Annotated in this window: 24 protein-coding genes and 2 pseudogenes; 12 read left to right on the top strand and 14 right to left on the bottom strand. The window is 65.3% G+C overall.

The features are described from left to right. On the bottom strand, positions 1 to 1,523 hold a 1,523-nt coding region (locus tag AC5Y21_RS23800), incomplete at its 3' end, for a glycerol-3-phosphate dehydrogenase/oxidase (protein ID WP_499916186.1). Then, on the bottom strand, positions 1,523 to 2,092 hold the full coding sequence (locus AC5Y21_RS23805; RefSeq protein ID WP_499916188.1) for a TetR/AcrR family transcriptional regulator: 570 nt from the start codon (positions 2,090 to 2,092) through the stop codon (positions 1,523 to 1,525). The genes AC5Y21_RS23805 and AC5Y21_RS23800, both read right to left, overlap by 1 nt. A gap of 47 nt (positions 2,093 to 2,139) precedes the next feature. On the opposite strand from AC5Y21_RS23805, the gene AC5Y21_RS23810 reads away from it, so the two are divergent. Together AC5Y21_RS23810 and AC5Y21_RS23815 are read left to right on the top strand one after the other, a co-directional pair. Then, on the top strand, positions 2,140 to 3,720 hold the full coding sequence (locus tag AC5Y21_RS23810) for an FAD-binding oxidoreductase (RefSeq protein ID WP_499916264.1): 1,581 nt from the start codon (positions 2,140 to 2,142) through the stop codon (positions 3,718 to 3,720). Beyond that, positions 3,717 to 4,637, top strand: a complete 921-nt coding sequence (locus tag AC5Y21_RS23815) for a diacylglycerol kinase (protein WP_499916191.1) — start codon at positions 3,717 to 3,719, stop codon at positions 4,635 to 4,637. The genes AC5Y21_RS23810 and AC5Y21_RS23815 overlap by 4 nt, the downstream gene beginning before the upstream one ends. Positions 4,638 to 4,840: 203 nt before the next feature. On the opposite strand, the gene AC5Y21_RS23820 is transcribed toward AC5Y21_RS23815, so the two are convergent. The 3 genes from AC5Y21_RS23820 to AC5Y21_RS23830 all read right to left on the bottom strand — a co-directional run bounded on the left by AC5Y21_RS23820 (position 4,841) and on the right by AC5Y21_RS23830 (position 7,377). Continuing rightward, on the bottom strand, positions 4,841 to 5,353 hold the full coding sequence (locus AC5Y21_RS23820; RefSeq protein WP_499916193.1) for a DUF3145 domain-containing protein: 513 nt from the start codon (positions 5,351 to 5,353) through the stop codon (positions 4,841 to 4,843). 141 nt (positions 5,354 to 5,494) lie between these two features. After that, the gene (locus AC5Y21_RS23825; protein ID WP_499916195.1) at positions 5,495 to 6,313 is read right to left on the bottom strand and encodes a serine hydrolase domain-containing protein; all 819 of its coding nucleotides are present in this window, start codon (positions 6,311 to 6,313) and stop codon (positions 5,495 to 5,497) included. 11 nt (positions 6,314 to 6,324) lie between these two features. After that, entirely contained in the window at positions 6,325 to 7,377 is a 1,053-nt protein-coding gene (locus AC5Y21_RS23830) for a class I SAM-dependent methyltransferase (protein ID WP_499916199.1), read from the bottom strand. Positions 7,378 to 7,450: 73 nt separating this feature from the next. Between AC5Y21_RS23830 and AC5Y21_RS23835 the strand changes: the two genes are divergently transcribed. After that, positions 7,451 to 8,548 (top strand): S-(hydroxymethyl)mycothiol dehydrogenase, encoded by a 1,098-nt coding sequence (locus AC5Y21_RS23835; protein WP_499916201.1) that lies wholly within the window; start codon positions 7,451 to 7,453, stop codon positions 8,546 to 8,548. Then, a complete protein-coding gene (locus tag AC5Y21_RS23840; protein WP_499916202.1) occupies positions 8,548 to 9,171 on the top strand; it encodes an MBL fold metallo-hydrolase in 624 nt (207 codons plus the stop codon). The genes AC5Y21_RS23835 and AC5Y21_RS23840 overlap by 1 nt, the downstream gene beginning before the upstream one ends. On the opposite strand, the gene AC5Y21_RS23845 is transcribed toward AC5Y21_RS23840, so the two are convergent. Both AC5Y21_RS23845 and lnt read right to left on the bottom strand, forming a co-directional pair. Then, the gene (locus tag AC5Y21_RS23845; protein ID WP_499916204.1) at positions 9,168 to 9,749 is read right to left on the bottom strand and encodes an SHOCT domain-containing protein; all 582 of its coding nucleotides are present in this window, start codon (positions 9,747 to 9,749) and stop codon (positions 9,168 to 9,170) included. The genes AC5Y21_RS23840 and AC5Y21_RS23845 overlap by 4 nt on opposite strands. Beyond that, a pseudogene (lnt, locus tag AC5Y21_RS23850) lies at positions 9,745 to 11,257 on the bottom strand (apolipoprotein N-acyltransferase); the annotation flags it as partial. The pseudogene lnt and the gene AC5Y21_RS23845, both read right to left, overlap by 5 nt. Positions 11,258 to 11,339: 82 nt before the next feature. On the opposite strand from lnt, the gene AC5Y21_RS23855 reads away from it, so the two are divergent. The 3 genes from AC5Y21_RS23855 (at position 11,340) to AC5Y21_RS23865 (ending at position 14,185) form a co-directional block, all read left to right on the top strand. After that, positions 11,340 to 12,296 (top strand): SDR family oxidoreductase, encoded by a 957-nt coding sequence (locus tag AC5Y21_RS23855; RefSeq protein WP_499916206.1) that lies wholly within the window; start codon positions 11,340 to 11,342, stop codon positions 12,294 to 12,296. 1 nt (position 12,297) lies between these two features. Then, entirely contained in the window at positions 12,298 to 13,404 is a 1,107-nt protein-coding gene (locus AC5Y21_RS23860) for a class I SAM-dependent methyltransferase (protein WP_499916208.1), read from the top strand. Between the two features lie 82 nt (positions 13,405 to 13,486). Continuing rightward, complete coding sequence (locus AC5Y21_RS23865; RefSeq protein WP_499916266.1) at positions 13,487 to 14,185, top strand: hypothetical protein; 699 nt, start codon at positions 13,487 to 13,489, stop codon at positions 14,183 to 14,185. 7 nt (positions 14,186 to 14,192) lie between these two features. Here AC5Y21_RS23865 and AC5Y21_RS23870 read toward each other — a convergent pair. Together AC5Y21_RS23870 and AC5Y21_RS23875 are read right to left on the bottom strand one after the other, a co-directional pair. Next, positions 14,193 to 15,251, bottom strand: a pseudogene (locus AC5Y21_RS23870) (Hsp70 family protein); the annotation flags it as partial. A gap of 16 nt (positions 15,252 to 15,267) precedes the next feature. Next, on the bottom strand, positions 15,268 to 16,353 hold the full coding sequence (locus AC5Y21_RS23875) for an NAD(P)H-dependent amine dehydrogenase family protein (protein ID WP_499916211.1): 1,086 nt from the start codon (positions 16,351 to 16,353) through the stop codon (positions 15,268 to 15,270). A 148-nt stretch (positions 16,354 to 16,501) separates the two neighbouring features. Here AC5Y21_RS23875 and AC5Y21_RS23880 point away from each other — a divergent pair, with 148 nt between their 5' ends. The 3 genes from AC5Y21_RS23880 (at position 16,502) to AC5Y21_RS23890 (ending at position 19,692) form a co-directional block, all read left to right on the top strand. Next, positions 16,502 to 16,843 (top strand): MmpS family transport accessory protein, encoded by a 342-nt coding sequence (locus AC5Y21_RS23880; protein WP_499916213.1) that lies wholly within the window; start codon positions 16,502 to 16,504, stop codon positions 16,841 to 16,843. A gap of 89 nt (positions 16,844 to 16,932) precedes the next feature. Next, positions 16,933 to 18,216: a cytochrome P450 gene (locus AC5Y21_RS23885; RefSeq protein ID WP_499916215.1), complete on the top strand. Its 1,284-nt coding sequence runs from the start codon at positions 16,933 to 16,935 to the stop codon at positions 18,214 to 18,216. Positions 18,217 to 18,327: 111 nt separating this feature from the next. Further along, positions 18,328 to 19,692 carry a flavin monoamine oxidase family protein gene (locus AC5Y21_RS23890; protein ID WP_499916217.1) on the top strand — a complete coding sequence of 455 codons (1,365 nt, stop codon included), beginning with the start codon at positions 18,328 to 18,330 and terminating at the stop codon, positions 19,690 to 19,692. A 98-nt stretch (positions 19,693 to 19,790) separates the two neighbouring features. On the opposite strand, the gene AC5Y21_RS23895 is transcribed toward AC5Y21_RS23890, so the two are convergent. After that, entirely contained in the window at positions 19,791 to 20,495 is a 705-nt protein-coding gene (locus AC5Y21_RS23895) for a haloacid dehalogenase type II (RefSeq protein ID WP_499916219.1), read from the bottom strand. A gap of 30 nt (positions 20,496 to 20,525) precedes the next feature. Between AC5Y21_RS23895 and AC5Y21_RS23900 the strand changes: the two genes are divergently transcribed. Further along, the gene (locus AC5Y21_RS23900) at positions 20,526 to 20,936 is read left to right on the top strand and encodes a YidH family protein (RefSeq protein WP_499916221.1); all 411 of its coding nucleotides are present in this window, start codon (positions 20,526 to 20,528) and stop codon (positions 20,934 to 20,936) included. Further along, positions 20,933 to 21,265, top strand: a complete 333-nt coding sequence (locus AC5Y21_RS23905; RefSeq protein ID WP_499916223.1) for a DUF202 domain-containing protein — start codon at positions 20,933 to 20,935, stop codon at positions 21,263 to 21,265. Before AC5Y21_RS23900 ends, AC5Y21_RS23905 begins: the two co-directional genes overlap by 4 nt. 9 nt (positions 21,266 to 21,274) lie before the next feature. Here the strand turns inward: AC5Y21_RS23905 and AC5Y21_RS23910 are convergent, their stop codons facing one another. From AC5Y21_RS23910 to AC5Y21_RS23925, 4 genes are all read right to left on the bottom strand, one after another. Next, positions 21,275 to 22,858, bottom strand: a complete 1,584-nt coding sequence (locus tag AC5Y21_RS23910; protein WP_499916225.1) for a serine/threonine-protein kinase — start codon at positions 22,856 to 22,858, stop codon at positions 21,275 to 21,277. 78 nt (positions 22,859 to 22,936) lie between these two features. After that, entirely contained in the window at positions 22,937 to 23,848 is a 912-nt protein-coding gene (locus AC5Y21_RS23915) for a serine hydrolase (RefSeq protein ID WP_499916227.1), read from the bottom strand. A 165-nt stretch (positions 23,849 to 24,013) separates the two neighbouring features. Then, the gene (locus AC5Y21_RS23920) at positions 24,014 to 24,796 is read right to left on the bottom strand and encodes an Rv3717 family N-acetylmuramoyl-L-alanine amidase (RefSeq protein WP_499916229.1); all 783 of its coding nucleotides are present in this window, start codon (positions 24,794 to 24,796) and stop codon (positions 24,014 to 24,016) included. A 44-nt stretch (positions 24,797 to 24,840) separates the two neighbouring features. After that, positions 24,841 to 25,188 (bottom strand): hypothetical protein, encoded by a 348-nt coding sequence (locus AC5Y21_RS23925; RefSeq protein ID WP_499916231.1) that lies wholly within the window; start codon positions 25,186 to 25,188, stop codon positions 24,841 to 24,843. Positions 25,189 to 25,544: the final 356 nt, after the last annotated feature.

Raw genomic sequence — 25,544 nt, forward strand, 5'->3', positions numbered from 1 at the left:
AGGAACTCCTCTGCCACGGCGACAACCCGCTCGCGATCGCGGGGCACCAGGCCGATGCGGGTCCGACGGTCGAGGATGTCGTCCACGTCGAGCGCGCCCTCATGGGTCACCGCGTATTCGAACTCCGCCCGGGTGACGTCGATGCCCTCCGCGACAGGGTCGGTCGGCCGCTCACAACTGGCGGTGGTGATGACGTTGGACGCCTCAGCCCCGTAACGATCCACCAGCGAAGCGGGCCAACCCGCACCCGGACCTGCGGCTGGCCCGGGGTTTGCCGGCGCTCCGATCAGCGGCAGGTCGCGAGTCCGGCAATCCGCGGCGCGCAGGCCCCGCAACTGGATTGCGCGGTCGAGGACATCCTCTGCCATGTAACGGTATTCGGTCAGCTTGCCGCCGATCACGCTGATGACACCGGAGGGCGACTCGACCACGGCGTGATCGCGGGACACGTCGGCGGTACGACCTTCGCCGGCATCGATCAGCGGTCGCAGGCCGGCGTAGGCGCCGATGACATCGCTGGATTCCAACGCGGTCCCCAACGCGGTGTTCACCGTGTCGAGCAGGAACGCGACCTCTTCCGAAGAAGGTTCTGGCACATCGGGAATCGGCCCGGGGGCGTCTTCGTCGGTAAGCCCGAGATAGACCCGGCCCAACTGCTCGGGCATGGCGAACACAAAGCGGTTCAGCTCGCCTGGGATCGGAATGGTCAGCGCCGCAGTCGGATTCCCAAAGGCTTTGGCGTCGAACACGAGATGTGTTCCGCGGCTGGGGCGTAACTTCAGTGCGGAATCGATCTCACCCGCCCACACACCTGCAGCGTTGATGACGGCACCGGCCGACACGTCGAACGACTGTCCCGTGCGCTGGTCGGTCAACCGCACCGAGGTACCGGTGGCTTCTGACGCCGCCACGTAGGTGAGGATCCGTGCGCCGTGCTGCGCTGCGGTGCGTGCTACCGCGTTGACCAGGCGGGCGTCGTCGATCAACTGCCCGTCGTAGGCGAGCAATCCGCCGGCCAGGCCGTCGCGCCGGACGGTAGGAGCCATTTCCACGACACGCCGCGCTGAAATCCGGCGCGACCGGGGCAGCGTCGATGACGGTGTGCCCGCCATCATGCGCAACGCATCGCCGGCCAGAAACCCGGTGCGCACCAGCGCGCGGTTGGCGTGATTCGTCGACGGCAGCAACGGAACCAGCTGTGCCATCGCATGAACGAGGTGAGGGGCATTGCGTGTCATCAGGATTCCGCGCTCGATGGCGCTACGTCGCGCGATTCCGATGTTGCCACTCGCCAGGTACCGCAGGCCGCCATGGACCAGCTTGGAACTCCAGCGGCTGGTGCCAAAGGCCAGGTCGTGCTTTTCCACCAGTGCCACCCGCAGGCCTCGCGACGCGGCATCCAAGCCGATTCCCACGCCGGTGATACCGCCACCGATCACGACGACGTCGAGTGGTTCGCCGTCGGCAAGGGCCTGGAGTTCGGCGGTCCGACGCACGGCGTTGAGAGCGGTCGGGTCAGTCATCACGACAGGTATCCGTTCAGTGAGTAGGCGAGTTCGGTGGCCAGCGCCTCGGCATCGAGGACGGGCCGGACGATGTCGGCGGATTGAATGGTCGACTGGGCGATGAGCAACACCATGGTCGCGAGCTGCCGGGGGTCCCCGGCTCGGACGCTGCCGTTGTCTTGCGCGACCTTCAACCGCGCCGCCAATCCCTCGATCAGGAACTGCTGGCTGGCCCCCAATCGCTCGGTGATGTACACCCTGGCCAACTGCGAGTGCATTACTTTCGCGATCAGTTCGTCGCCCCGCAACCGGTCGGCCACCGCGACGGTCTGTTTGACCAGCGCCTCGCGGTCGTCCCCGTCCAGAGGCACGGCCCGCATCACCTCGAGGACATGGCCGGTCAGCAGCGCCGACATGATCGACTGCGTATCCGGCCAACGGCGGTATACCGTCGGCCGGCTCACGCCCGCGCGCCGTGCGATCTCGGCGAGCGTCACCCGGTCGACGCCGAAGTCGAGGACACAACTCGCCGCTGCCGCAAGAATGCGGTCCCCGAGATCTTCGGGCGCGTTACTGATTGACAACATGTGTAATACTGTAACGCATGACGCACCCAGAGGAACTCCTTCCGCCGATGAAATGGAACGCGTGGGGAGATCCCGCAGCGGCCAAGCCACTCTCCGACGGAATCAAGGCTCTGCTGAAGCAGGTTGTGGGCCTTGAGGATTCGGGCGAGCCCGAGCTCGGCCCCGACCAGGTGAAGCTGCGCCCGTGCGCCCTGTCGCAACCGGATCAGGACGAACTAGCCAAAATTGTCGGCGCAGAATACTTCCGCACCGCGGATCGCGACCGGTTGCTGCGTGCCGGCGGCAAGTCCACGCCCGACATGCTGCGCCGAAAGGACCGCGGCATCCAGGATGCGCCCGACGCGGTGTTGCTTCCGGGTGACGAGGACACCGTCGCAGCGATCTTGCGCTACTGCTCCGACCAGGGCATCGCCGTCGTCCCGTTCGGCGGCGGCACCAACGTCACCGGTGGGCTCGATCCCACCCGGGGTCCGTTTCGCGCCGTGATCTCGCTGGATCTACGCCGCTTCAACGAGCTCAATTCGCTCGACGAGGTGTCCGGCGTCGCCGAATTGGGCGCCGGTGTCACCGGCCCGGACGCCGAACGCCTCCTGGGCGAACGCGGGTTCTCGCTCGGGCATTTCCCGCAGAGCTTCGAGTACGCCACCATCGGCGGTTTCGCGGCAACCAGGTCGTCGGGCCAGGACTCCGCAGGGTACGGCCGCTTCAACGACATGATCATCGGGCTGCGCATGGTCACGCCGGTGGGCGTGCTCGATGTGGGCCGGGTGGCGGCCTCGGCGGCCGGCCCCGACCTGCGCCAATTGGCGATCGGCTCGGAAGGCGTCTTCGGCGTCATCACCAAGGTGCGGTTGCGGGTGCACCGCGTGCCGGAGACCACCCGCTATGAGGCGTGGTCATTCCCGGACTTCGCGACCGGAACCGCGGCCCTGCGTGCCGTCACCCAGATCGGCACCGGACCCACCGTCGTGCGGCTTTCCGACGAGGCCGAGACCGGAGTCAATCTCGCCACCACCGAAGCCATCGGCGAAAACCAGATCACCGGCGGCTGTCTGGGATTGACGCTGTTCGAGGGCACCAAGGAACACACCGAAAGCAGGCACGCCGAAACACGGGCGCTGCTGGAGTCCCTCGGTGGCAAATCGCTGGGCGAAGGACCCGCGCAGGCGTGGGAACGTGGCCGGTTCGCCGCGCCCTACCTGCGCGACTCGCTGCTGGCCGCAGGGGCACTGTGCGAGACGCTGGAGACTGCCACCGACTGGTCCAACCTCCCCGCGCTGAAAGCGGCCGTGACCGACGCACTCACCACCTCACTGGCCGAGTCGGGCACACCCGCGCTGGTGATGTGCCACGTGTCGCATGTCTACCCGACTGGCGCTTCGCTGTACTTCACGGTGCTCGCCGGACAGCGCGGCAATCCGCTCGAGCAGTGGATGGCCGCCAAAAAGGCCGCCTCCGAAGCGATCATGGCCACCGGGGGAACCATCACCCACCATCATGCGGTCGGCGCCGATCACCGCCCCTGGATGCGCGACGAGGTGGGCGAGCTGGGAGTGCAGCTGCTGCGCGCGGTCAAGACGACACTGGATCCGGCCGGAATTCTGAACCCCGGCAAGCTAATTCCGTGAACCGGCGTGAGATCAGCAAGGTCACCGCGCTGACCAATCCCCTGTCGGGGCACGGCGCGGCGGTGACGGCTGCACAACTCGCCATCGCCCGGCTACAGCACCGCGGTGTCGAAGTCATCGAGATCGTCGGCGAAAACGCGGAAGACGCACGATATCTCGTCGCCGCAGCTGTCGAAAAGGGAACCGACGCAGTGGTCGCCATCGGCGGTGATGGCGTCATCTCCAACGCGCTGCAAGTGCTGGCCGGCACCGATGTTCCGCTGGGCATCGTCCCGGCGGGCACCGGCAACGACCACGCTCGTGAGTTCGGCATTCCCACAAAGGATCCCGAAGCCGCCGCGGATGTCATCGTCGACGGGTGGATGAAAACAATTGACCTGGGCCGCATTCGTGACCGCAATGGCGTAACCAAGTGGTTCGGCACCGTGGCGGCAACCGGATTCGATTCTCTGGTCACCGATCGGGCCAACCGGATGACGTGGCCGCACGGGCGGCTGCGCTACTACGCCGCGATGCTTGCCGAACTGTCGCAGCTGCGACTGCTGCCGTTCCGGTTGGTGCTCGACGGAGGACAAGAAATCGAGGCCGATCTCACGCTGACCGCATTGGGTAATACCCGTAGCTATGGCGGCGGGATGATGATCTGCCCAAACGCCGATCCCTCCGATGGCCTGCTCGACATCACCATGGTCGCGTCGGCCTCCCGGACGAAGCTGGTCCGCTTCTTCCCCACCGCGCTCAAAGGAACCCACGTCGAACTGGACGAGGTGACCACCGCGCGCGCCAAGACCGTCGAGGTCGAGTGCCCCGGCATCAATGTGTACGCCGACGGCGACTTCGCGTGCCCGCTACCCGCGGAGATCTCCGCGGTGCCGGCTGCGCTCCATATTCTGCGCCCACACCGCACTAGCGCCTGACTGCCAAATCGCTCGGCCGCCAACGCCCGCCGGGCTCGCTCTAAGCCCCATCGGCCTCAGCATTCCCACCGGCCACTGAAAAGGCCGCTATGTCCGTTCAGGGACGTGATATCGCCGGTGATATCGCATTTCGGAAGAGGTTATGCCTCCCGCGGCGGTGCTGAAGTGACGCCTGTGACTACCAGCCGAAGCGGCCCGACCGCTTACCCGACGCCCCGGCTGAGCCAGGTCACTTCACCGGCGTCGCCGCCGTCGCGATAAACCTCGAGCGCCTCATCCCACGCCGTTCCCAAAACCGAGTCGAGCTCGGCGGCAAGAGTATCGGCACCCTGCGCCATCATCGCCCTCAGCCGCATTTCCCCGACCATGATGTCGCCGTTGGCGCTCATCGACCCGCTCCACAAGCCAAGCTGCGGAGTGTGGCTGAACCGCTGACCGTCGACCCCCGGGCTGGGGTCCTCGGTGACTTCGAATCGCAGCACCGACCAGGAACGCAACGCGTTGGCCAGCCGCGCACCCGTGCCCACCGGCCCGACCCAGTTGGTGACCGCGCGCAGCTGTCCCGGCATCGCCGGCTGCGGCGTCCACACCAGGTTCGCCTTGGATTGCAGGGTCGACGACAACGCCCACTCGACATGCGGGCACACCGCCGCGGGCGAGGCGTGGACATACACCACGCCGGTCGTCACGTCGGCAAATTGATTCGACGCACGCATCTGTTGCTCCTTCGGTTCCACGAGGGACGTCTTCCCCAACGGCCTGGTGGACCCGATAAGCAGGATGCAAATTGATACTTTTGTGTCTTGCGTGTCTATTGTGCCTTGTGAGACCCCTGTTGCGCTAGTGTGCAGTCCCTATCAGATGTATTGCGATATGACTGCGTCGGACAGCGCAGGCCAGATATCCAGCGCCCACTCGCCGAATTCGCGGTCCGTCAGCACCACCAGCGCCAGGTCAGCCTCGGGATCTGCCCAGATGAAGCCGCCTGCCTGGCCGAAATGACCGTAGGTCCGCGCCGAGTTCCGGGCCCCGGTCCAGTGCGGTGATTTCGCATCTCTGATCTCGAAGCCCAGCCCCCAGTCGTTGGGCCGCTGGGCGCCGTATCCAGGCAATACACCGGCCAGCCCGGGAAACTGCACGCTGGTCGCGTCGGCGTGCATCTGCGTCGATACGGTCGACGGCCGCAGCAAGTCTCCGGCGAAGGCGGCCAGGTCAGCCACCGTCGAGGTGGCCCCGAACCCGGCGGCAGATGCGCCGCCGTCCAGCTTGGTGGCCCGCATCGCGAGCGGCTCGCACACCGCCTCAGCCAGGTACCGCCCGAACTCGATCCCCGACTCCTGCTGCACGGTCTCGGCCAGCACGGTGAACCCCGTGTTGGAGTACATCCGCCGGGTACCTGGCTTGGTCAGCGCCTGCTCGGAAGTCATCGCCAGACCCGAGGCATGCGCCAGCAAATGACGGACCGTAGAGCCCGGCGGGCCGGCCGGGGTGTCCAGCTCGACCACCCCTTCTTCGACGGCGATCTGCGCCGCCCGGGCCACCAGCGGCTTGGTGACCGACGCCAATGCGAAAACCCGGTCGGTGTCGCCGTGGGTGGCCAGCACCCTGGTCGGTGCTACTACCGCCGCGGCGGCCGCCGATACCGGCCACTCATCCAAGACCTCGAGAGCGGACATTAACTTCTCGGCTATTTCCGGGCGATGTAGTAGTTGTTGATGGGATCCGACTCGACCTCGGCCACCACCACGTCGTCGAATCCGGCGTCGGCAAGCATCGACGTGGCCAGCTGCCGCCCCCAAACCGCCCCCAACCCGGCGCCGTCCATGGCCAGCGACACCGTCATGCAGTGCATCATCGAGGTGACGTACAGGTACGTGCTCATCGGGACGCCGACGTTTTCCTCGAGTCGGCTGGACGCCTTGATGTCGGCCATCAGCAGGACACCGCCGGGGCGCAGGGCGCGATAGATGTTTTCCAGCACGCGCGCCGGCTGCGCCTGGTCGTGGATGGCGTCGAATACCGTGATCACGTCGTAAACGGCAGCCTTGTCCAATTCGGCCAGATTGTGGCTCTTGAAGCTTGCGTTGGTCAGACCCAGTCCGGCCGCTTCCGACCGGCCGGTAGCGATGGCCTCTTCGGAGAAGTCGATGCCGGTGAATCGGCTGGCCGGGAACGCCCGGGCCATCAGGTTGATCGCATGGCCGCTACCGCAGCCGAAGTCGGCCACGTCGGCTCCGGCCCGCAGGCGCTCGACCAGGCCGTCGACCAACGGCAACACCACATCGATCAGCGCCGCATCGAACACCACACCGCTCATCTCGGCCATCAGCGCATGGAAGCGGGGAAATTCGCTGTACGGCAACCCGCCGCCCACCCGCACGCAATCGATGATCTTCTGCTCGACTTCGCCGAGCTGCGGAAGGAACGTGGCCACCACGGCGAGGTTGTTCGGCCCGGCGGCGCGGGTCAGCACGCCGGCGCGGTGCGCGGGCAACGAGTAGGTCGCGGTCTGTGCGTCGTAGTCGAGGACGTGTCCGGTGGTCATGCCGCCTAGCCATTCCCGGACGTAGCGCTCGTTAAGACCAGCAGCGGCAGCGATTTCGGCGCTGGTGGCCGGCGGCAGCCCGGCCATGGTGTCCAGCAGCCCGGTCTGATGTCCAATGCTCAGCAGAATCGCCAGGCTGGCGCTGTCCAGGGCCGCGGTCATCCGCTCGGTGAATTCCTCGGCGGTCTCGGTCATGCTCAGCGACGCTACACCCGCTCGTGGCCACCACCGCAGCCTCGACAATTGGCTCCGAAGTAGGTTGGTGCCCATGAGTCAGACAGTGCGCGGCGTGATTTCACGTAAAAAGGGTGAGCCGGTCGAATTGGTCGACATCGTCATCCCCGACCCAGGGCCCGGCGAGGCCGTCGTCGACATCACCGCCTGCGGGGTCTGCCACACGGATCTGACCTACCGCGACGGCGGCATCAACGACGAATACCCGTTCCTGCTCGGACACGAGGCCGCCGGGACCGTCGAATCGGTCGGGCCCGGGGTGACCGCCGTACAGCCGGGCGACTTCGTGGTCTTGAACTGGCGCGCCGTCTGCGGCCAGTGCCGGGCCTGCAAGCGCGGCCGGCCTCGCTACTGCTTCGACACCTTCAACGCCGAACAAAAGATGACGCTGACCGACGGCACCGAACTCACCCCGGCGCTGGGCATCGGGGCATTCGCCGACAAGACGCTGGTGGCCGAGGGTCAATGCACCAAGGTCAACCCCGACGCCGACCCCGCCGTCGCCGGCCTACTCGGCTGCGGGGTGATGGCCGGCATCGGTGCGGCAATCAACACGGGCGCCGTCACCCGCGACGACACGGTCGCCGTCATCGGCTGCGGCGGGGTGGGCGATGCCGCGATTGCCGGTGCGGCGCTGGTCGGAGCCAAACGGGTCATCGCCGTCGACACCGACAACACGAAACTGGAGTGGGCCCGTAAGTTCGGCGCTACCCACACCGTCAACGTCCGCGAGCTTGCCGACGGCAAAGACCTGGTCAAGGCTATCCAGGACCTCACCGACGGCTTCGGCGCCGACGTCGTGATCGACGCCGTCGGCCGGCCCGAAACCTGGAAGCAGGCCTTCTACGCGCGTGATCTCGCCGGAACCGTGGTGCTGGTGGGCGTGCCCACGCCCGACATGCGACTGGACATGCCGCTGGTGGACTTCTTCTCCCACGGCGGGGCGCTGAAGTCGTCGTGGTACGGCGATTGCCTGCCCGAACGCGACTTCCCCACCCTGATCGACCTCTACCTGCAGGGCCGGCTACCGCTGGACAAGTTCGTCTCCGAACGCATCGGGCTCGGCGACATCGAGGAGGCATTTCACAAGATGCATGACGGCAAGGTGCTGCGTTCGGTGGTGATCTTGTAATGGTTGCCGTTGACAAGACCGTCACGCACGGGACTTTCGAACTGGACGGTGGCAGTTGGGAAGTCGACAACAACATCTGGCTTGTCGGCGACAACTCCAATGTCGTGGTCTTCGACGCCGCGCACACCGCGGCGCCGATCATCGAGGCCGTCAACGGCCGCCACGTGGTCGCGGTGGTGTGCACGCACGGCCACAACGATCACGTCACGGTGGCGCCCGAGCTGGGCGAGACGCTCGACGCACCGGTGCTGCTGCACCCCGCTGATGACGTGTTATGGCGGATGACGCACCCCGACAAGGACTTTCGCACCGTTTGCGACGGGGACGTGCTCAGAGTCGCGGGCATGGAATTACAGGCGCTGCACACTCCGGGCCACTCTCCCGGATCGGTGTGCTGGTATGCCCCCGACCTGGGTGTGTTGTTCAGCGGTGACACCCTGTTTTCCGGCGGGCCGGGTGCGACCGGACGCTCGTACTCCGACTTCCCGACCATTCTGCAGTCGATATCCGAACGGCTCGGAAAGTTGCCCGGCGACACCGTCGTGCATACCGGTCACGGCGACGACACAACCATCGGCGACGAAATAGTCCACTACGAGGAGTGGGTCGCCCGCGGGCACTAGACCTGGTAAGGCCCGCCCACCACCGCCGACATCGCCGTGCGTCTGGTGCGACCCAGCCACATCACCGAAAGCGCCAGATCCAGCAGTCCCACCACGAACAACCCGACGAACACCCACACCAGATAGCCGTACGAGCTCTGATGGCCGAAGGCCAGCCGCGGGTTGATGTATCCGTTGACCTGGCCGTCGGTGGTGACCTTGTAGGTACCCTCGGCCGGAATATGAACCGCCCAGACCCGCACATGCGCATCGTTGTTGACAGTCGTTGTACTGCCGATGCTTTCGGTGACCACCGGCTGCGCCACACCCTCCGGCGGGATGATCGTCACGCCGAGCGGCGGCACCGGCAGACCGCCGCCGTTGGGACTGCTTATGACGACCGTGTGCAGGCTGGCGGTGACCTCTCCGGCGGGCAGATGCACACTGCCCGACCCCGGGATCGGCACCTCACCGTATGCGTTGTACTCGTCCAGAAAGAATGCGTTGAGGACCAACGTGGTGATGAAGCCGGCCACCGACACCACCAGCAGCACGATGGCTGCGGCCAGCGAGGATTTGGCGAGCCGCCTGCTGGTCATCCACGCAGTGTGCCACGCGCAAGATTTCGACGACGACGCAGTACGGCCAGGCCGACAGCCCCGGCCGTGACCACAAACACGGTCACCACGACCCAGTCGCCCATCCGTTGGTACAGCGTGACATTCGAGCTCAGCGGAACGCTCGCGACGGCGACACCGCGAAAGTCCGACGAACACCACGCCAGCACCCGGCCCCGGGCATCGAAGACCGAGCTGTCGCCGGACAGCCCCACGTGTACGGCCGGGCGGCCCACCTCGACGGCACGCACCGCGGGCTGGGCGGCCAACTGCGGCTGTGCCCAACTCCCTTGGAACGACGATGTCGAACTCTGATACACCAGTAGCTCGGCACCGAGCCGTTCCTCGCGCCTAGTTAGATCAGGAAAGGTTGTCTCGTAACTGATCAACGGGCCGATGGCGAGCTTGCCTGTATGCAGGACCACCGGCTCCGCGCCCCGTTGCCGGTCCTCGGCGGCGGCCTTGCTGTGTCGGGTAATCCAGCCGAAAAGTGGTCGCAGGGGTACATATTCGCCGAACGGCACCAGCCGGGTTTTGCGATAGCTGCCTACTGATCCGTGTTCGCCGACGAGCACCGCCGACTTGTAAATGCCACCGCCGGGTACCGGCGCATCGACGTTCACCAGCAGGTCCGCCCCCACCCGCCGCGACAATCCCTTGAGGCGGTCCAGGATCTCCGGGTGGCTGTCGAGGTCTTGTCCGACACTGCTTTCACCCCAGACCACCAAGTCCACCCGCTGACCGGTCAACGTCGCGGTGAGCGCTTCGCTGGCCGCCAGACGCGCTGCCGCATCGGCGATGTCGCCGGTTTGCACCAACGCCACACGCACCGTCGGAGCGTCGACTGGCACCGGACCCAGCAGGTAGCAGGCCGGGCCGAGTGCCGCGCACGCCAGCGCACACACCGACATGACCAGGCGACCGGCCAGCCCCCTTTGCAGGATCACGCCGACGATCGCGGTATTGGCCGCCACCAGAACGAAACTCGTCAGCCACACCCCGCCCAAGGAGACCGAAGCCAGCGTCACGGGCTGGTTCCACTGCGATGCACCCAACGCTGCCCACGGACCGCCCAACCACGGCAGGGATCGCACCGCTTCGGCCGCCACCCAAGCGTTGGGCACCACCACCAATGCGGCAAGCGTGCGGCCGATGGGCAGCGGCGACGACAGCATCCAGTGCGCAATCCACCCCCACGGCAGCCACAGCGCGCCCAGTCCGACGGCCAACAACACCAGCGCCGGACCGATGCTGCTCGCCAGCCAGTATTGGTTGGTCAGCACGAATGCGCCCATACCCAGCCATGCCCGCCCCGCGCCGGCGCACGACGACGGCGCGGATCGGACCACCAACAGCAATGGGGCCAAACCGATCCAAGCCAGCCACCAGCACGACGGAGCCGGAAGGGCGAAGGCGGGTAAGGTCCCGGAGACGAATGCAGCCACCCAACCGGGGAAGCGCTGTCGAAGTGCCTCCCAGCGCAGGCCCATGCCGACCAGAATGCCGCCCCGATTCGCGTACGGCGAGGGAAAGAGCAAACTAGGACGGGATTACCGGAAAGGAGTCATACGCATGGCCAACGAACTCGTCGCCACGGTGCCCGATCTGTCCGGCAAGCTAGCGGTCATCACCGGAGCCAACAGCGGTCTGGGCTTCGGGCTGGCCCGACGGCTGTCCGCGGCCGGAGCCGATGTGGTCATGGCGATCCGTAACCGCGAAAAAGGTGAGGCGGCGATCGAGAAAATCCGTGCGACGGTTCCCGACGCCAAGCTGACCATCAAGCCCCTCGACGTGTCGTCGCTGGCGTCGGTCGCCGCGTTGGGCGAACAACTCAATTCCGAGGGCCGCCCGATCGACATCCTGATCAACAACGCCGGCGTCATGACGCCGCCGGAACGCGACACCACCGCCGACGGCTTCGAATTACAGTTCGGCAGCAACCATTTGGGACACTTCGCGCTGACCGGACACGTGCTACCACTGTTACGCGCGGCCGACGGCCCGCGGGTCGTCTCGCTCAGCAGTCTCGCGGCCCGGCAAAGCGGCAAAATCCACTTCGACGACCTGCAATTCGAGAAGTCCTACGCGTCGATGTCCGCCTACGGGCAGTCGAAGCTGGCGGTATTGATGTTCGCCCTCGAGCTGGAGCGCCGCAGCCGCGCGGCGGGCTGGGGCATCCTGTCCAGCGCCGCACACCCCGGCTTGACCAAGACCAACCTGCAAATCAGTGGACCTTCACACGGCCGCGAGAAGCCCGCGCTGATGGAGCGTTTGTACAAGACCTCTTGGAAATTCACACCTTTCCTCTGGCAGGAGATCGACGAGGGGATTCTGCCCGCGCTCTATGCGGCCGCAACGCCGCACGCCGATGGCGGCGCCTTCTACGGACCCCGCGGCGCCTACGAGCTCGCCGGTGGCGGCGTGAAACTTGCGAAGGTTCCCAAGCGTGCCCGCAACGAGGCCGACTGCCAAAGGCTGTGGGAGATTTCCGAGCAGTTGACCGGCGTCAGCTTCCCCAAGTCCGGCTGATATGCCGCCAGAGGTCCGGCTGCCCGAATCGAGCATTGTGGTTCGGCCGGAGCCGATGGAGAGCGCGACCTACACCGAGTCCTCGCGGCTGCAGGCCGCCGGCTTGGCGCCGGCCATTGCGTTGTTGCAGCAGGCTGCCCAACAGGTGCCGCTGCCTAAACCACCCCAGCCGATCGTCATCGCCGACTACGGCGCGGCAACGGGCCACAATTCACTCAAGCCGATGTCTGCGGCGATCGAGGTGCTACGTCGGCGTACCCGTCGTGATCACGCAATCTTGTTGACGCACAGCGACGTTCCGCAAAACGACTTCACCGTGATGTTCCAGACGTTGGCCGACGACCCGGACAGTTACCTGCACCGGGACTCGGCCTGCTTCGCGTCGGCCATCGGCCGCTCGTTCTACAGCCAGATCTTGCCGTCCAATAGCGTCAACCTCGGCTGGACGTCGTGGGCAATCCAGTGGCTGAGCCGGATCCCGGCCGGAGCCCCCGAACTCACAGACCATGTGCAGGTCGCCTTCAGCAAGGATGCCGCGGCCCGCGACGCGTACGCTCGCCAGGCCACCACGGACTGGCAGGACTTTCTCGCCTTCCGCGGACGGGAGCTGTGTCCTGACGGCCGGCTGGTGGTGCTGGCGATGGCCCTCGACCAAGACGGTGAATTCGGCTACCGAGCAATGAACGACGCCCTGTATGCGGGACTCAACGATCAGGTCAACGATGGCCTGTTGCGTCCAGATGAGTTGCGGCGCATGGCGATCCCCGTTTTCGCGCGCAGCGAAAAAGACTTTCGCGCCCCATTCTCCCCCCAGGGCCGCTTCGCGGGTCTGACGATCGAGCATCTCGAGGTCTTCAACGCCGATGACCGGTTTTGGGCACGGTTTCAATCGGACGGCGACGCAGAGACTTTCGGCGCACAGTGGGCAGCATTCGCGCGGGCCGCTCTCTTCCCAACCCTGGCGGCAGCGCTGGACGGCGGGGTCGGCGATCAGCGGGCGACCGAGTTCGTCGTGCGGCTCGAGGCCGCCATCGCGCGACGGCTGGCGAGCGCGCCCGAGCCAATGCGAATTCCGCTCGCGTCAATTGTGCTGGCCAAGCGCGAATAGTCCTACGTTTCGACACCACGCTGCAGCGGGTAACCCGGACCGAGGGGTGGTCGCAACCCACAACTCCAAGGGGGTAGAGAGCATGAGCACCCGAGAAGAAGACGAGGTATCCGGCCAGACCGATGGGCCAGAGGATTCGTCTGACAAACCAGAGTCTTCGTCCGATAAGGAAAAGACCCCAACTGACAAAGAAGAGGCTTCTTCGGACAAGTCGGACAAATCAGACAAGTCAGACAAGTCGGACAAGTCAGACAAGTCGGACGAACAGTCCGACAAAGACGAGACCTCGTCTGATTCAGACGCGGAAACCGAGAAGCCAGAGCCGGACGAAGAGGACAAAGAAAAGGCCGCGGAAATGATGACGGCCTACGAATACCGGCCGACTCTGGTGCTGCCAGGCACTGGTGGCGCGGTCTCGGGTACCGCAGTCAATGACTGGCTCGACGATGAGGGAAATCCCAGCGCCATGGGAGATGACGATGCCCCAGCGGCCAAGGCCAAGAACGACGAGGGCGAGTCTGAAGACAAGGGCGGCAAGGACGAGGCCGCAGACCAGGGCGACTCCGCCGAGAGAAGTGAGTCTTCAGACGAGACCCCGTCATCCGATGACCAGAAGTCATCCGATGATGAGTCGTCGGACGAGGGCCTGTCTACCGAAGAACAGATAGAAAAAGACAAGGAATACAACGAGGCGGTCAGGGAGCAGGCTGAACGCGACAAAGACGTCAGCGAGGAAGAGAAGGCCGAAGCCGAAAAAGAGGAGAAGTCCGTAACCCGCTAGTTCAGTGGGTGTCTTCCGGACCGCACGCTGCCCGCAGCGCGCCGCCGACTGCTGCCGTTAGTTGCGGCCGTGGCGTCGTGACCACCGGGACCCGCAGCCGTCCCGACAGTGTGGTGCTCACCGCGGGCACGTTGGCCACGCCCCCCACCGCAATCACCGCTGCCAGATCTGCGCCGCTAATTCCGTTGTGCAGCAAGGTATCTTCCAGCACCGCGGTGAGGTTGTCCAGCGGATCCCGAATGGCTTCGTCGAGTTCGTTCCTGGTCAGCCGGATGTCGCCGCCGGGGCTGTGCGACTCGTCGGACAGCGTGGTCGCCATGCTCGACGACAGCTGCTCCTTGGCGACTCGGCATCCGGCCCGCAGCCGGCTGAGGGAGCCAACCGCTGAGGTACCGGCCCGCACGAACGGGCCCGCACTCGGCATGTTGTCCAGGACCGCAGCCAATAATGCCTGATCTACCAGGCCGCCGGAGAAGTCATGGTGCCGCACGGTCGGGGCCACGGGCTGATATTCCCCGGCGGCGTCGACCAGGGTGATACTGGTGCCGCTGCCGCCGAAATCGCACACCGCAATGATCCCGCTGGCAGGTATGCCCGGGCTGGCCCGCACCGCGAACAACGTCGCCGCGGCATCTGGGATCAGGGTCAGCGGCCGCGCGCGATTCGACCATTCGGACACCCGGCTCAGTGCCGAGCCCAGCGCGTCCACCGCCTTGGGCCCCCAGTGGGCCGGATAGGTCACCGCGACACTTTCCGGCATGGGGCGCCCGCCGGTTGCCGCGTAGGCGAGCGCCCGCAGCCCGTCGGCAACCAGGGCCTCGCTGCGGTGCGCCGAGCCGTCGGCCGCCACGATGCCGACCGGGTCACCCACCCGGTCCACGAAGTCGCTGATCACCAGGCCGGGTTCGTCCAGCCTCGGGTTCTCCGACGGCACGCCAACCTCGGGCGGGCGTTGGCGATACAGCGTCAGGACAGGCTTACGAGTGATGGCCTGATCAGGAGTTACGGCAGCCAGGTTGGTGGCACCAATCGACAACCCCAGCGCGGGTCTCGTCGGCTCAGCCATCTCCAATCCCGTGCCGTCAGCGGATGGTTCCGGCACCGGGTATCAGTGGAAGATCCAGCGGCGTGACCCAGCCCGGCGCCAGCTCGTTGACCGCCGGAACCGCATTCAGCGCCCGCATCCCGGTGGCCAGGCACCCGGCCGCGGCCGGGTCGCGGCCTGAGCTGTCGGTGAACCGGAACGCGGTCTCCTGGAAAATGCTGGGGGTTCCCTCGATATCCACGCGGTAGACGTCGTTGTCGTGACCCATCGGCCAATCGGGAGCGGCGTCGAGGCCGATGCGGTTGACATGTTCCAGCTGTATGCGCGTCTCGCCCTGGTAGATGCCGTTGATGGTGAACCGTACGGCCGCGACGTGGCCGGGCTTGATGACGCCCTTCGCGGTGTTGCGTTCGGTGGGCGTTACCCACTTGTCCCAGGTAGTGGTGATTTCGTCGAGCATGATCCCGGCGGCGTGGGCGATCATCGGGACCGTGGCGCCCCACGCGAAAATCAGGACGTCGCGGTTTTCCAGCATCGGACTGTATTCGGGCTCGCGGCCGATGCCCATCTCGACTTCGTAGTCGCCTTCGTAGTTCGTGTAGTCCAACAGCTCGGAAGCCCGCACCCGCCGCACCTCGGCACATAGGCCCATCAAGGTCATCGGGAACAGGTCATTGGCGAAGCCGGGGTCGATGCCCGTGGTGAAGCACGACGACTCCCCCAGCTCGCAGGCTTGCGTGATGGGCTCGATCCACTGCGGTGGATTCAGGTGCATCGTCGGCCACACCCAGGGCGTCATCGCGGTCGAGCACACGTCGATGCCGGCCCGCAGGAAGCGGGTGATCAGCGAGATGTTCTCCTTGGCCTTCATCGCCGTCGGGCCGTAGTGCACCAACGCGTCGGGTTCGAGCGCGATCAGGGCGTCGACGTCGTCGGTGGCGATGATGCCCACCGGTTCGGCCAGCCCGCAGATGTCGCCGACGTCGCGGCCGACTTTGTCGGGGTTGCTGACGCCGACGCCGACCAATTCGAACGTGGGGTGCTTGACGATCTCGGCGATAACCATCTTGCCGACGAACCCGGTGCCCCAGATCACCACTCGCTTTGTGTCGCGTCCCGACATGCTTCCGTCAGCCACCTTCCGAATCACCAGTCCGCTTGCCCGCTTCAGCCCGATTCACCATAAGCATGTCGTGCGGGTGCGCCGAAGCGTGTCCGGCTGTTGAGAAAAAGCTCGCGTGCGCTCGTGCGTGGTGACAGCATGGGAAACCATGAAACATCTTCGCGGACCCTCGGCCCTGTTCGCTTTGTGCATCGCATTCGCGGCGACGTCGGGTGTGGCACACGCTGGCGACTTTCCGGAGGTCCGCTACGAGGTGAGTGGCAGCGCCGGCGTCGCCGAGCTGATCAACTACCAAACCGATACCGGTCAGCAGCGGGCGGTCAATGCGCAGCTGCCATGGTCGGCGAATTTCACCTCTTTCGGGGGCCAGGTATTCGTGCTCAGCGCACAGTCGCAAGGGACTGTGACCTGCCGGATCATTGTCGACGGCAACGTGGTCAAGGAAGCGACGGCCAACGGGACCCCGGCACGAACCGTCTGCACGCATTGAGTTCTCTGCCGAGCAGAGGCAAAAGCTCCCATTTCGTGCCGAAGTGAGGGGCTTTCGCTGCTCGCCGCCGTAAGACTAGGAGGTTCGTTGTGACGACCGGTATTGCGAGCCGGGTGAACGGAGCCGTGCCGCCGGAGATTCCGCTTGCCGACGTCCAGCTCGGGTCACTCGAGTTCTGGGAGCTCGACGACGATGTGCGCGACGGCGCGTTCGCCACCCTGCGGCGGGAGGCGCCAATCTCGTTCTGGCCGTCGATCGAAATGGAAGGGTTTACCGCGGGCAGCGGACATTGGGCCCTGACCAAGCTCGACGACGTCTTCTTCGCCAGCCGTCATCCGGAGATCTTCTCGTCAAGCCCCAACATCACGATCAACGACCAAACCCCGGAAGTAGCCGAGTACTTCGGTTCCATGATCGTGCTCGACGATCCGCGGCATCAGCGGTTGCGCTCGATCGTGAGCAGGGCGTTCACCCCGAAAGTCGTGGCCCGCATCGAAGCGTCGGTGCGTGAGCGGGCCCATCGGCTGGTCGCATCGATGATCGCGAACCATCCTGACGGAAAAGCCGATCTGGTCAGCGAACTCGCCGGACCGCTGCCGCTGCAGATCATCTGCGACATGATGGGGATTCCCGAGGAGGACCATCAGCGGATCTTCCACTGGACCAACGAGATTCTGGGATTCGGCGACCCCGATCTGGTCACCGATTTCGAGGAGTTCATCAAGGTTTCGATGGATATCGGCGCCTACGCCAGCGCGCTGGCCGAGGACCGACAAAGCAATCACCACGACGATCTGACGTCGAGCCTGGTGGAGGCCGAGGTCGACGGCGAACGGCTGACCTCCGCGGAGATCGCCTCGTTTTTCATCCTGCTGGTGGTGGCCGGTAACGAGACCACGCGCAATGCGATCAGCCACGGCGTGCTGGCTCTGACCCGTTATCCCGAGCAGCGGGAAAAGTGGTGGTCGGACTTCGACGCGTTGACGCCGACGGCGGTCGAGGAGATCGTGCGGTGGGCCTCGCCGGTGGTCTACATGCGGCGCACTCTGACCGAGGACGTCGAGCTGCGCGGCACCAAGATGGCCGCGGGCGACAAGGTCTCGCTGTGGTACAACTCGGCCAATCGCGACGAGTCGAATTTCGCCGATCCCTGGACTTTCGATGTGGCGCGCAACCCCAATCCGCATGTCGGTTTCGGCGGCGGCGGCGCCCACTTCTGCCTGGGCGCAAACTTGGCCCGCCGCGAGATCCGGGTGATGTTCGAGGAGCTACACCGCGAGATCCCCGACATCGCCGCCACCGCCGAGCCGTCGCGGCTGCTGTCGCAATTCATTCACGGCATCAAGAGCCTGCCGGTCGCCTGGACTAGATAGTCGCTATATCGGGCGAGCAGACGCAAAAGCTCCCGTTTGCGGCGCGAAATGGGAGCTTTTGCGTCTGCTCGGCATTGACTGGCAGGCGCTGGACCGGTAGGCCTAATCAGCATGGCTGACGTCGACGTTTGCGTGGTGGGCGGGGGTTTCGCGGGGCTGACCGCGGCCCTTCGCCTCAAGCAGGCCGGCCAGTCGGTGGCTTTGCTGGAAGCACGCGATCGCGTCGGCGGCCGCACCTACACCGTGACCCGCGACGACGGATCGTGGATCGACAAGGGCGGCGCGTGGGTCGGCCCGACGCAGGACCGCATCTATGCGCTGATGGACGAATTCGGCGTCCCGACCTTCAAGCAGTACACCGACGGCCAATACATGATGGTCGTCGACGGCAAGCAGTACCGCTACCGGGGCACGATCCCGTGGAGCATGAGCCCTTGGGCGTCGCTGAATTTAGGCGCGGGTTTTTTCGGAATCAGCCAGCTGTGCAAGTCGATCCCGCTCGACGCACCGTGGGAGGCCAAGAACGCCGCAAAGTGGGATCGCATGACGCTGGCGCAGTGGTTGGACAAGAACGTCATGTCCAGGGCGGCGCATCACCTGCTGGACACGGCGGTCGGCGGCTGTTATACCTCCGCCGCCTCCGAGGTGTCGATGCTGTTCGTGCTGTATCAGATGGCATCGGGCGGCGGGCCAAGCTTCGTGCTTGGCGGCAAGGGCGCATCCCAGGACGCGCGGATCGTCGGCGGAATGGGTGCGATCTACCAGCCGATGGCCGCCGAACTGGGCGGTGCGATCCAGCTCTCGCAACCGGTACGGCAGATCACGCAGGACGCGGACGGGGTGACGGTGCGCTCCAAAGGCAGCAGCATCCGGGCCCGCCGCGTGATCGTCGCGGTGCCGCTGGCAATCGCCAGCCAAATCGTCTATAAGCCAATGCTTCCCACGGACCGATCATTCCTGCACCAGCGAATGCCGGGCGGGGCGATTGTCAAGATCTCGATCGTCTACGACGAACCGTTCTGGCGAGCCGACGGTCTGTGCGGCCAGTCCGCGGCCCCGGGCACGCTGGCACAGGTCACGATCGACGCCTGCACCGACACGGGCACGCCGGGCATTCTGTGCGTGATCATCGAAGGCCCAACGGCACGGGAATACGACCGCCTCGACGAAGCCGAGCGCCGCCAGGCGGTGCTCGACACATTGGTCGAGCGGTTCGGCGCCAAGGCCGGCAAGCCCGTCGAGTACGTCGAACAGAACTGGAGCCGCGAACCTTACTCCGGCGGTGGGATGCTCAGCCACGCCCCGCCCGGTGTGCTCACCGAATTCGGCCACGCGCTACGCGAACCGTGCGGCCGCATCCACTGGGCCGGCACCGAGAGTTCGGCCAAGATGTGCGGTTGGGTCGACGGCGCGGTTCGCTCCGGCGAACGGGCGGCCAGCGAAGTGATGGCCAGCGAAGCGCTGGCAGCGGTATAAAGCCAACTGCGCGTGGGGACATAGGACGGCGAGCAGACGCAAAAGCCCCCGAAACTGGCAGTTTCAGGGGACTTTTGCGTCTGCTCGCAAGGCAACTTTCAGCAGCCGAGCTGGTCGGCGAGGTCGAGGAAGTCGCAGGCGTTGATGTCGAACTCGTCGGAATAGTCCACATCCGCCGTGCCATCGAGGCCGAACTCCAGCGGCCGCGCGACGAACGCGGTGCTAAAGCCAAGTCCTCCCGCGGCGCGGATGTCGTACTTATGGCTTGCCACCATCATGATCTCGGCCGGCGGTAAACCGAGGTAAGTAGCGGCCATCCGATAGATCGCCGGGTCCGGCTTGAACACGCCGGCCATTTCGGCGGCGAAAATCGCATCCCACGGCAAACCCGCGCGTTTGGAGATGTTGACCACCGCGCAGACATCGGCATTTGACAGCGTGGCCAACGTGTACTTCGTTTTCAGACGGGTCAGTCCGGGCACCACATCCGGCCATGGCTTCAGGCGCTGCCACGCCAAGGTGAGCTCTTCGCGTTCCGCGTCCGAAAGGCCGGTGATCCCGAACTCCTGCAGCACCGTGTCTAATGCGTCGCGATATATCGAGTGCACAGAAGTCCACTCGTCGCCGCCAGCCGACTCCAATGCGTCGAAATAGCCTGCGCGCCAACGTGTTACCAGTTCCGGCCAATCGACGTCCGAGTACCGTCCGGCGCTGATCCGCTGCGCTTCGCCGCACACCGTCGAATGAAAATCCGTCGCCGTACCTTGCACGTCGAACAACAACGCGTTAATCACGTGCGTCATCATGCAATTTTCCCAGAACGCGAATCTACGATGTGCCTTGTGGCCAACAACACCACCAAACCCGCCGGCCCTGAAGGCCCAGAAGATTCAGAGGGCCCAGCGGCGATCGAGCCCGACTACCGATTCACCCTGGCCAACGAGCGAACTTTCCTTGCCTGGCAACGCACTTCGCTGGGATTGCTCGCCGCAGCGGTCGCACTGGTGCAGCTGGTACCGGAGCTGACGGTCCCCGGCGCGCGCCGCATGCTCGGCATCGGGCTGGCTGCGCTGGCCATCGTCACCAGCGGAACGGGGCTGGTGCGCTGGCGGCAAGCGGATCAGGCCATGCGCCGCGGCGAGCCGATGCCCCGGCACCCCACGCCAGGCTTTCTCGCAGTGGGCCTCATCGTGCTCGGGCTCGTCGCACTCGGATTGGTCATCGCGAAGGCGGTCATGGGTTGACCCCGCCGACGACGACGGACACGCCGGATTCGGGACTACAGGCCGAACGGACCCGACTGGCCTGGACCCGAACATCGTTCGCGTTCCTAGTTAATGGCGCGCTGCTGGCGCTCAAGAACGTGCACTATTCCGAAGGTTTGGTGGCACAGATCCCGACGGTGCTGGCGGCCGCAGTTGCGCTGTGCACCTACGTGATCGCTTTGCAGCGTGAGCGGACCCTGGCCAATCGCCCACTTCCGCCGCGAATCACGCCACGCCGCCAGGTTTACATCATTGGGATAAGCGCGCTGGCACTGATCGTCGTGACCGCGATCGCACACCTGATCTAGCGCGAGCACTCACCAGAGATAGACGATCGCCTCGCTTCCACCGGTGCACTTGATCCACGGGTTGGCGCCGTCCCCGGCGCACTGCATGAGAAAGTTCGCACTATTGCTCGGATCGCAATTGGTGGCACCCGGGACGGTGTTGCAGGCCACGGCTCCGGACGCCGATACGGTTCGCGACGCGAGGCTGGCATTGCCGTATCGGCTCCAATACGCGTTCAAGACGGAGTTCGCGAAAAAGCAGGATGTTCGGGCCGAGCCACGCCCGGCGCGCGTCCCGAATCCGCTCCTATCCGGCTGCTGAAAGGTGTCGCAAGTTTTGCGGTCCGGACTCGCGTCAGGACCGGTCAGATACGGCGGAGGGATGTTTCCGCTCGGGAGCGATTCCGTCGTAGTGAATGGCAACTGGGTTCCGGTTGAATTTGCCGCGGGGAATGTGGTGGACGTCGTCGTCTCGGCGCTGGTTGCCGGTGTGGAATTCATCTTCGCGACAAGACCGATGATCACGCCGACCGCTCCGAGAACCAGCGCCGCCGCGACCAAGATAACGGTCGGCACCAGCCACCGTGGTCCGTCGGCCTTTTCGCTGTGAGCGACGGGCGCGGGTACGGGTGCGTGTACCGGTGCGGTTGGTGGGAAGTATTGCGGGACGGCCGGTTTTGGCTGTACCTGCGGCCGCGGCGCGTACTGGGTCGGCCCCGCGTCCGGCATGTGCACTTCGGTGCCGCCGGTGCCGCGGCTGCCGCCCATGCCGTCCGTGCCGCCGATGCTTCGCAGTGCGCGAGTGGCCGCCCGCCCCAATGCGCCTGCGCTGCCATACCGATCGTCGGGTTCTTTGGCCATGCCGCGAGCTATGACCTCGTCGAAGGCCGGCGGAATTCCCGGGTTTGTGTCACTCGGTCGAGGCGGCGGCATCGTGATGTGCGCCGCGATGATCGACTGATGGCTACCGGTGGCGAACGGCGCCGCACCCGTCAGGCATTCGTAGAGCACACATGCCAGCGAGTAGATGTCGACGGCCGGGGTGAGGTCTCTGTCGCCGAATCGTTCCGGCGCCATGTAGGCCCAGGAGCCGATAGCGGCGCCGACCTGCGTCAGGCGGGTGTCGCCGATCACTTCAGCGATACCGAAATCGACCAGGTACGCGAAATCAGCCGGTGTGACGAGGATGTTCTGCGGCTTGACATCGCGATGAATCAGGCCCTCGGCGTGTGCCGCGTCCAACGCCGCGGCGACCTGATTGAGTATGCCGACGGCTCGCTCTGGATCGAGGGGCCGCTCTTCGAGCATGGTTTGCAAGTCGGTGCCACGGACCAGACGCATGTCGATGAACAGGCAGCCGTCGATCTCGCCGTATCCGTGAATTGGGATGACATGCGGTTCTTGCAGCTTCGCTGCGGCGTGTGACTCACGCTCGAAACGCAGGCGGAATCTGCGGTCGTCCGCGAACTGACTTTTGATGATCTTCAGCGCGACGGTTCTGCCGATCTCGTTGTCGTGAGCTTCGTAGACTTCGCCCATTCCGCCTTTACCGACAACGCCGATAATTTTGTACTTGCCGAATGTCGTGCCGACACGTGGATCCGTCGCAGCCACCGTCACCTCCTATTGCACGGACAGTATGCGGCAAACGACCGACGTGTGTCCTAGCCTTTCCCGTCAACGATGTTCCGGTCAGCCACCGCACTTCCCGGCGGGCAGCGTCCCGAAGTGTTGGGACAGCCAGGTGGCCACCTCGGTGAGATCCTTGGTGCCGTCGGCAAATTGCCCTGATCCGGGTTCCACGGCGATAGCCGCCGCGATCTTGCCGGTCGGAGTGGTGAGGATGCCCATCTGTCGCACAAGGTATTTGCCGGTCGGCGACGGTCCCCATCCGCCTTTGAACTGTGTGTCGGGAATGGTCCCGAGCCCCCAACTCTGGCTGGATATGACCTGACCCATGAGAGCGAATACCGGGTCGTTCTCGCGATTGCAGAAAGCGCTCGCGATGAACCGGACCTGATTGGCCAATGACCACTTGGTCTGCCCGAAAGAGGTGAACTCCGGCCGCACTTTCCGGTACTCGACCGCCGTCGGGTCGCCGTTTTCCTGCAGGACTTGTTCAACTTTTCGGGCGGCCACGGTGGGCTCACCCAGTTGCCCCCATACTCTTTCGGCTGCCGGGGTGTCGGATTGGGTGATCGCGGCCTTCATATTGTCGGTGATTTGTTGCGGGTTCTCCTGCCGGTAGGCCGCGATGACCAGCGGCACTTTGATCGTCGACCAGGCCGGTCCCTCCGTCCACTCCCCCAGTGTGGTGGGTGTTTGCCCGTTGCCGAGGGCGCTGACGACCACGCCCACCTTGGCATTGAGCCTGGCTTCCAATTGGGCGAATTCCGCTACCAACTGGCCGGTCGGCGACGCCTGCGGTGGCGACGCCTGCGGTGGCGCTTGTGGCGGGGACGCCACCGGCGTCGCGGGCGGCGAGCTCAACGGCGAGGTGACCGACGGCCTCGTCGAAGGTTGTGGTGCGTGGTCGTAGGCGTACACGGCGGACAGCGTCACGATCGCGGCCATCACAACCAGGGTTGCGAGAATCGCGGTCACGCGTCCCGGATGCCAGCCTCGCCGGCGGCGGGGCGCGACGCTGTGCCGCCCACCGGGCTTCCCAGTGCGCGTCACAGTCGGCACACCACCGGGTTGCTGCGGCGAATCGCTGTCATCGTGAGTTGACGATGCGGTACCGCACCATTCGCTGTCAACGCACCCCTGCTAGCCGGTCGGGGCTTTGCCAGTCAGATACGCCGTGATCCCTTTGACGACGGCGGCGGCGTATTGCGCCCGGCCATCGGCGCTTTCGATCTTTGCCGCATCCTCCGCATTCCGCATATTGCCGAGCTCGACCAGAACTGCCGGGTACTCCGCCAGATTCAGGCCGGCGAGGTCGGCGCGACCATACAGTCCGTCGGACCCGATGTAGTTGGCCGGCTGCAGGCCTGACGCGGCCAACGCGTCGCGCATCGTATGCGCCAACTGGACCGCGGGGCCGGATTGGGCGTCGTTGAGCGGCGGGCTGGAGTAGTTCACGTGGAAGCCATGCCCGGAGGGGGGTCCGCCGTCGGCGTGGATGCTCACGATCGCGTCCGGCCGCATCGCATTGCCCAGCGCGGCCCGCTGATCGACACAGGGTCCCGCGGAGTTGTCGTCGCTTCGCGACAGTTGGGTGCGCACGCCCAGCCCGTTGAGCGCCTCCGCAATCCGCGCGACCACATCCCAGGTGAACGCATGCTCTGTATAGCCGCTGTTGGTTGCGGTCCCCGACGTGTTGCACTGCTTCGTGCCGCCCCGGCCGTTGGGGACTTGCCGGGCGGTAGAAGCGTCGTTCACGGCGTTGTGGCCCGGGTCCAGGAAGACCGCCATCCCGGCAATGCCCGCCGACGCACGTGGGGGGTCGATCAGCACCGCGCCCAGTATGGCCGGTGCGACACCGGCGTATCTCAAGATGTCGCGCCTGGTAACTGGGCGCTTCAGGCCAGACCACACCGGATCGCTCACCGCGCGATGGTAACAATCGGGCCGTTTCGGCGCCCCTCACGCCGTCAGGGTCCCCGACTGGACCGCGTGATCGGGCGCTTGGCCACGTCCAGCGCCGGATACAGAAAGTGCATGAGTTTGGCTCCTTCGATGCCGTAGATCCCGCGGTCGTCGCCCTGCAACACCCAGCGGTGCTGCTCGTCGGCGCGCGCAGCGACCGCATCCCGATACCGCGCGAATTCAGCCGCGCGGATGCGGTACCACCGCGCAATCGCACGTCCGAGGAAGAAGAGGCCGACAAGGACCAACGCCCCAAGAATCCACCAGATGAACTTGATAATGGCGCCGATGAGTAACAGCAGCCCCAGCAACCCGCCGATCCCGCTGTTCCCGTTGGCTCTGGAACTACTCATGCCCGCAAGCTACTCAGGCCCACCGACAAATTTGTTGTCCCCGACCGACCGACAACGCTTAAGTCAGTTGTCGACGCCGAAACGACCGGTCAGTGCCGGCAATACCGTCGACCATCGACGACCGTGCACTGCTGATAGACGGCCGGATGCGCGTCCGAAAGTGTGGCGCGCGGTGTGAACAGCAGTGGACTCCCAGTGCCCGACGCAGGCGCCCCGACTATAGCGATTGCAGACCAGCCGAACAAGAACAACGCACTGGCTGCAACCGACGTCAGTCGGGCAATGCGCACCTTACGAAGCAAGGCACCTTCTCTCATGCGTGCGGTTTGCGATCTAAAGATCATAGGTCATCGTCG

The organism is Mycobacterium sp. NGS41, assembly GCF_059812725.1.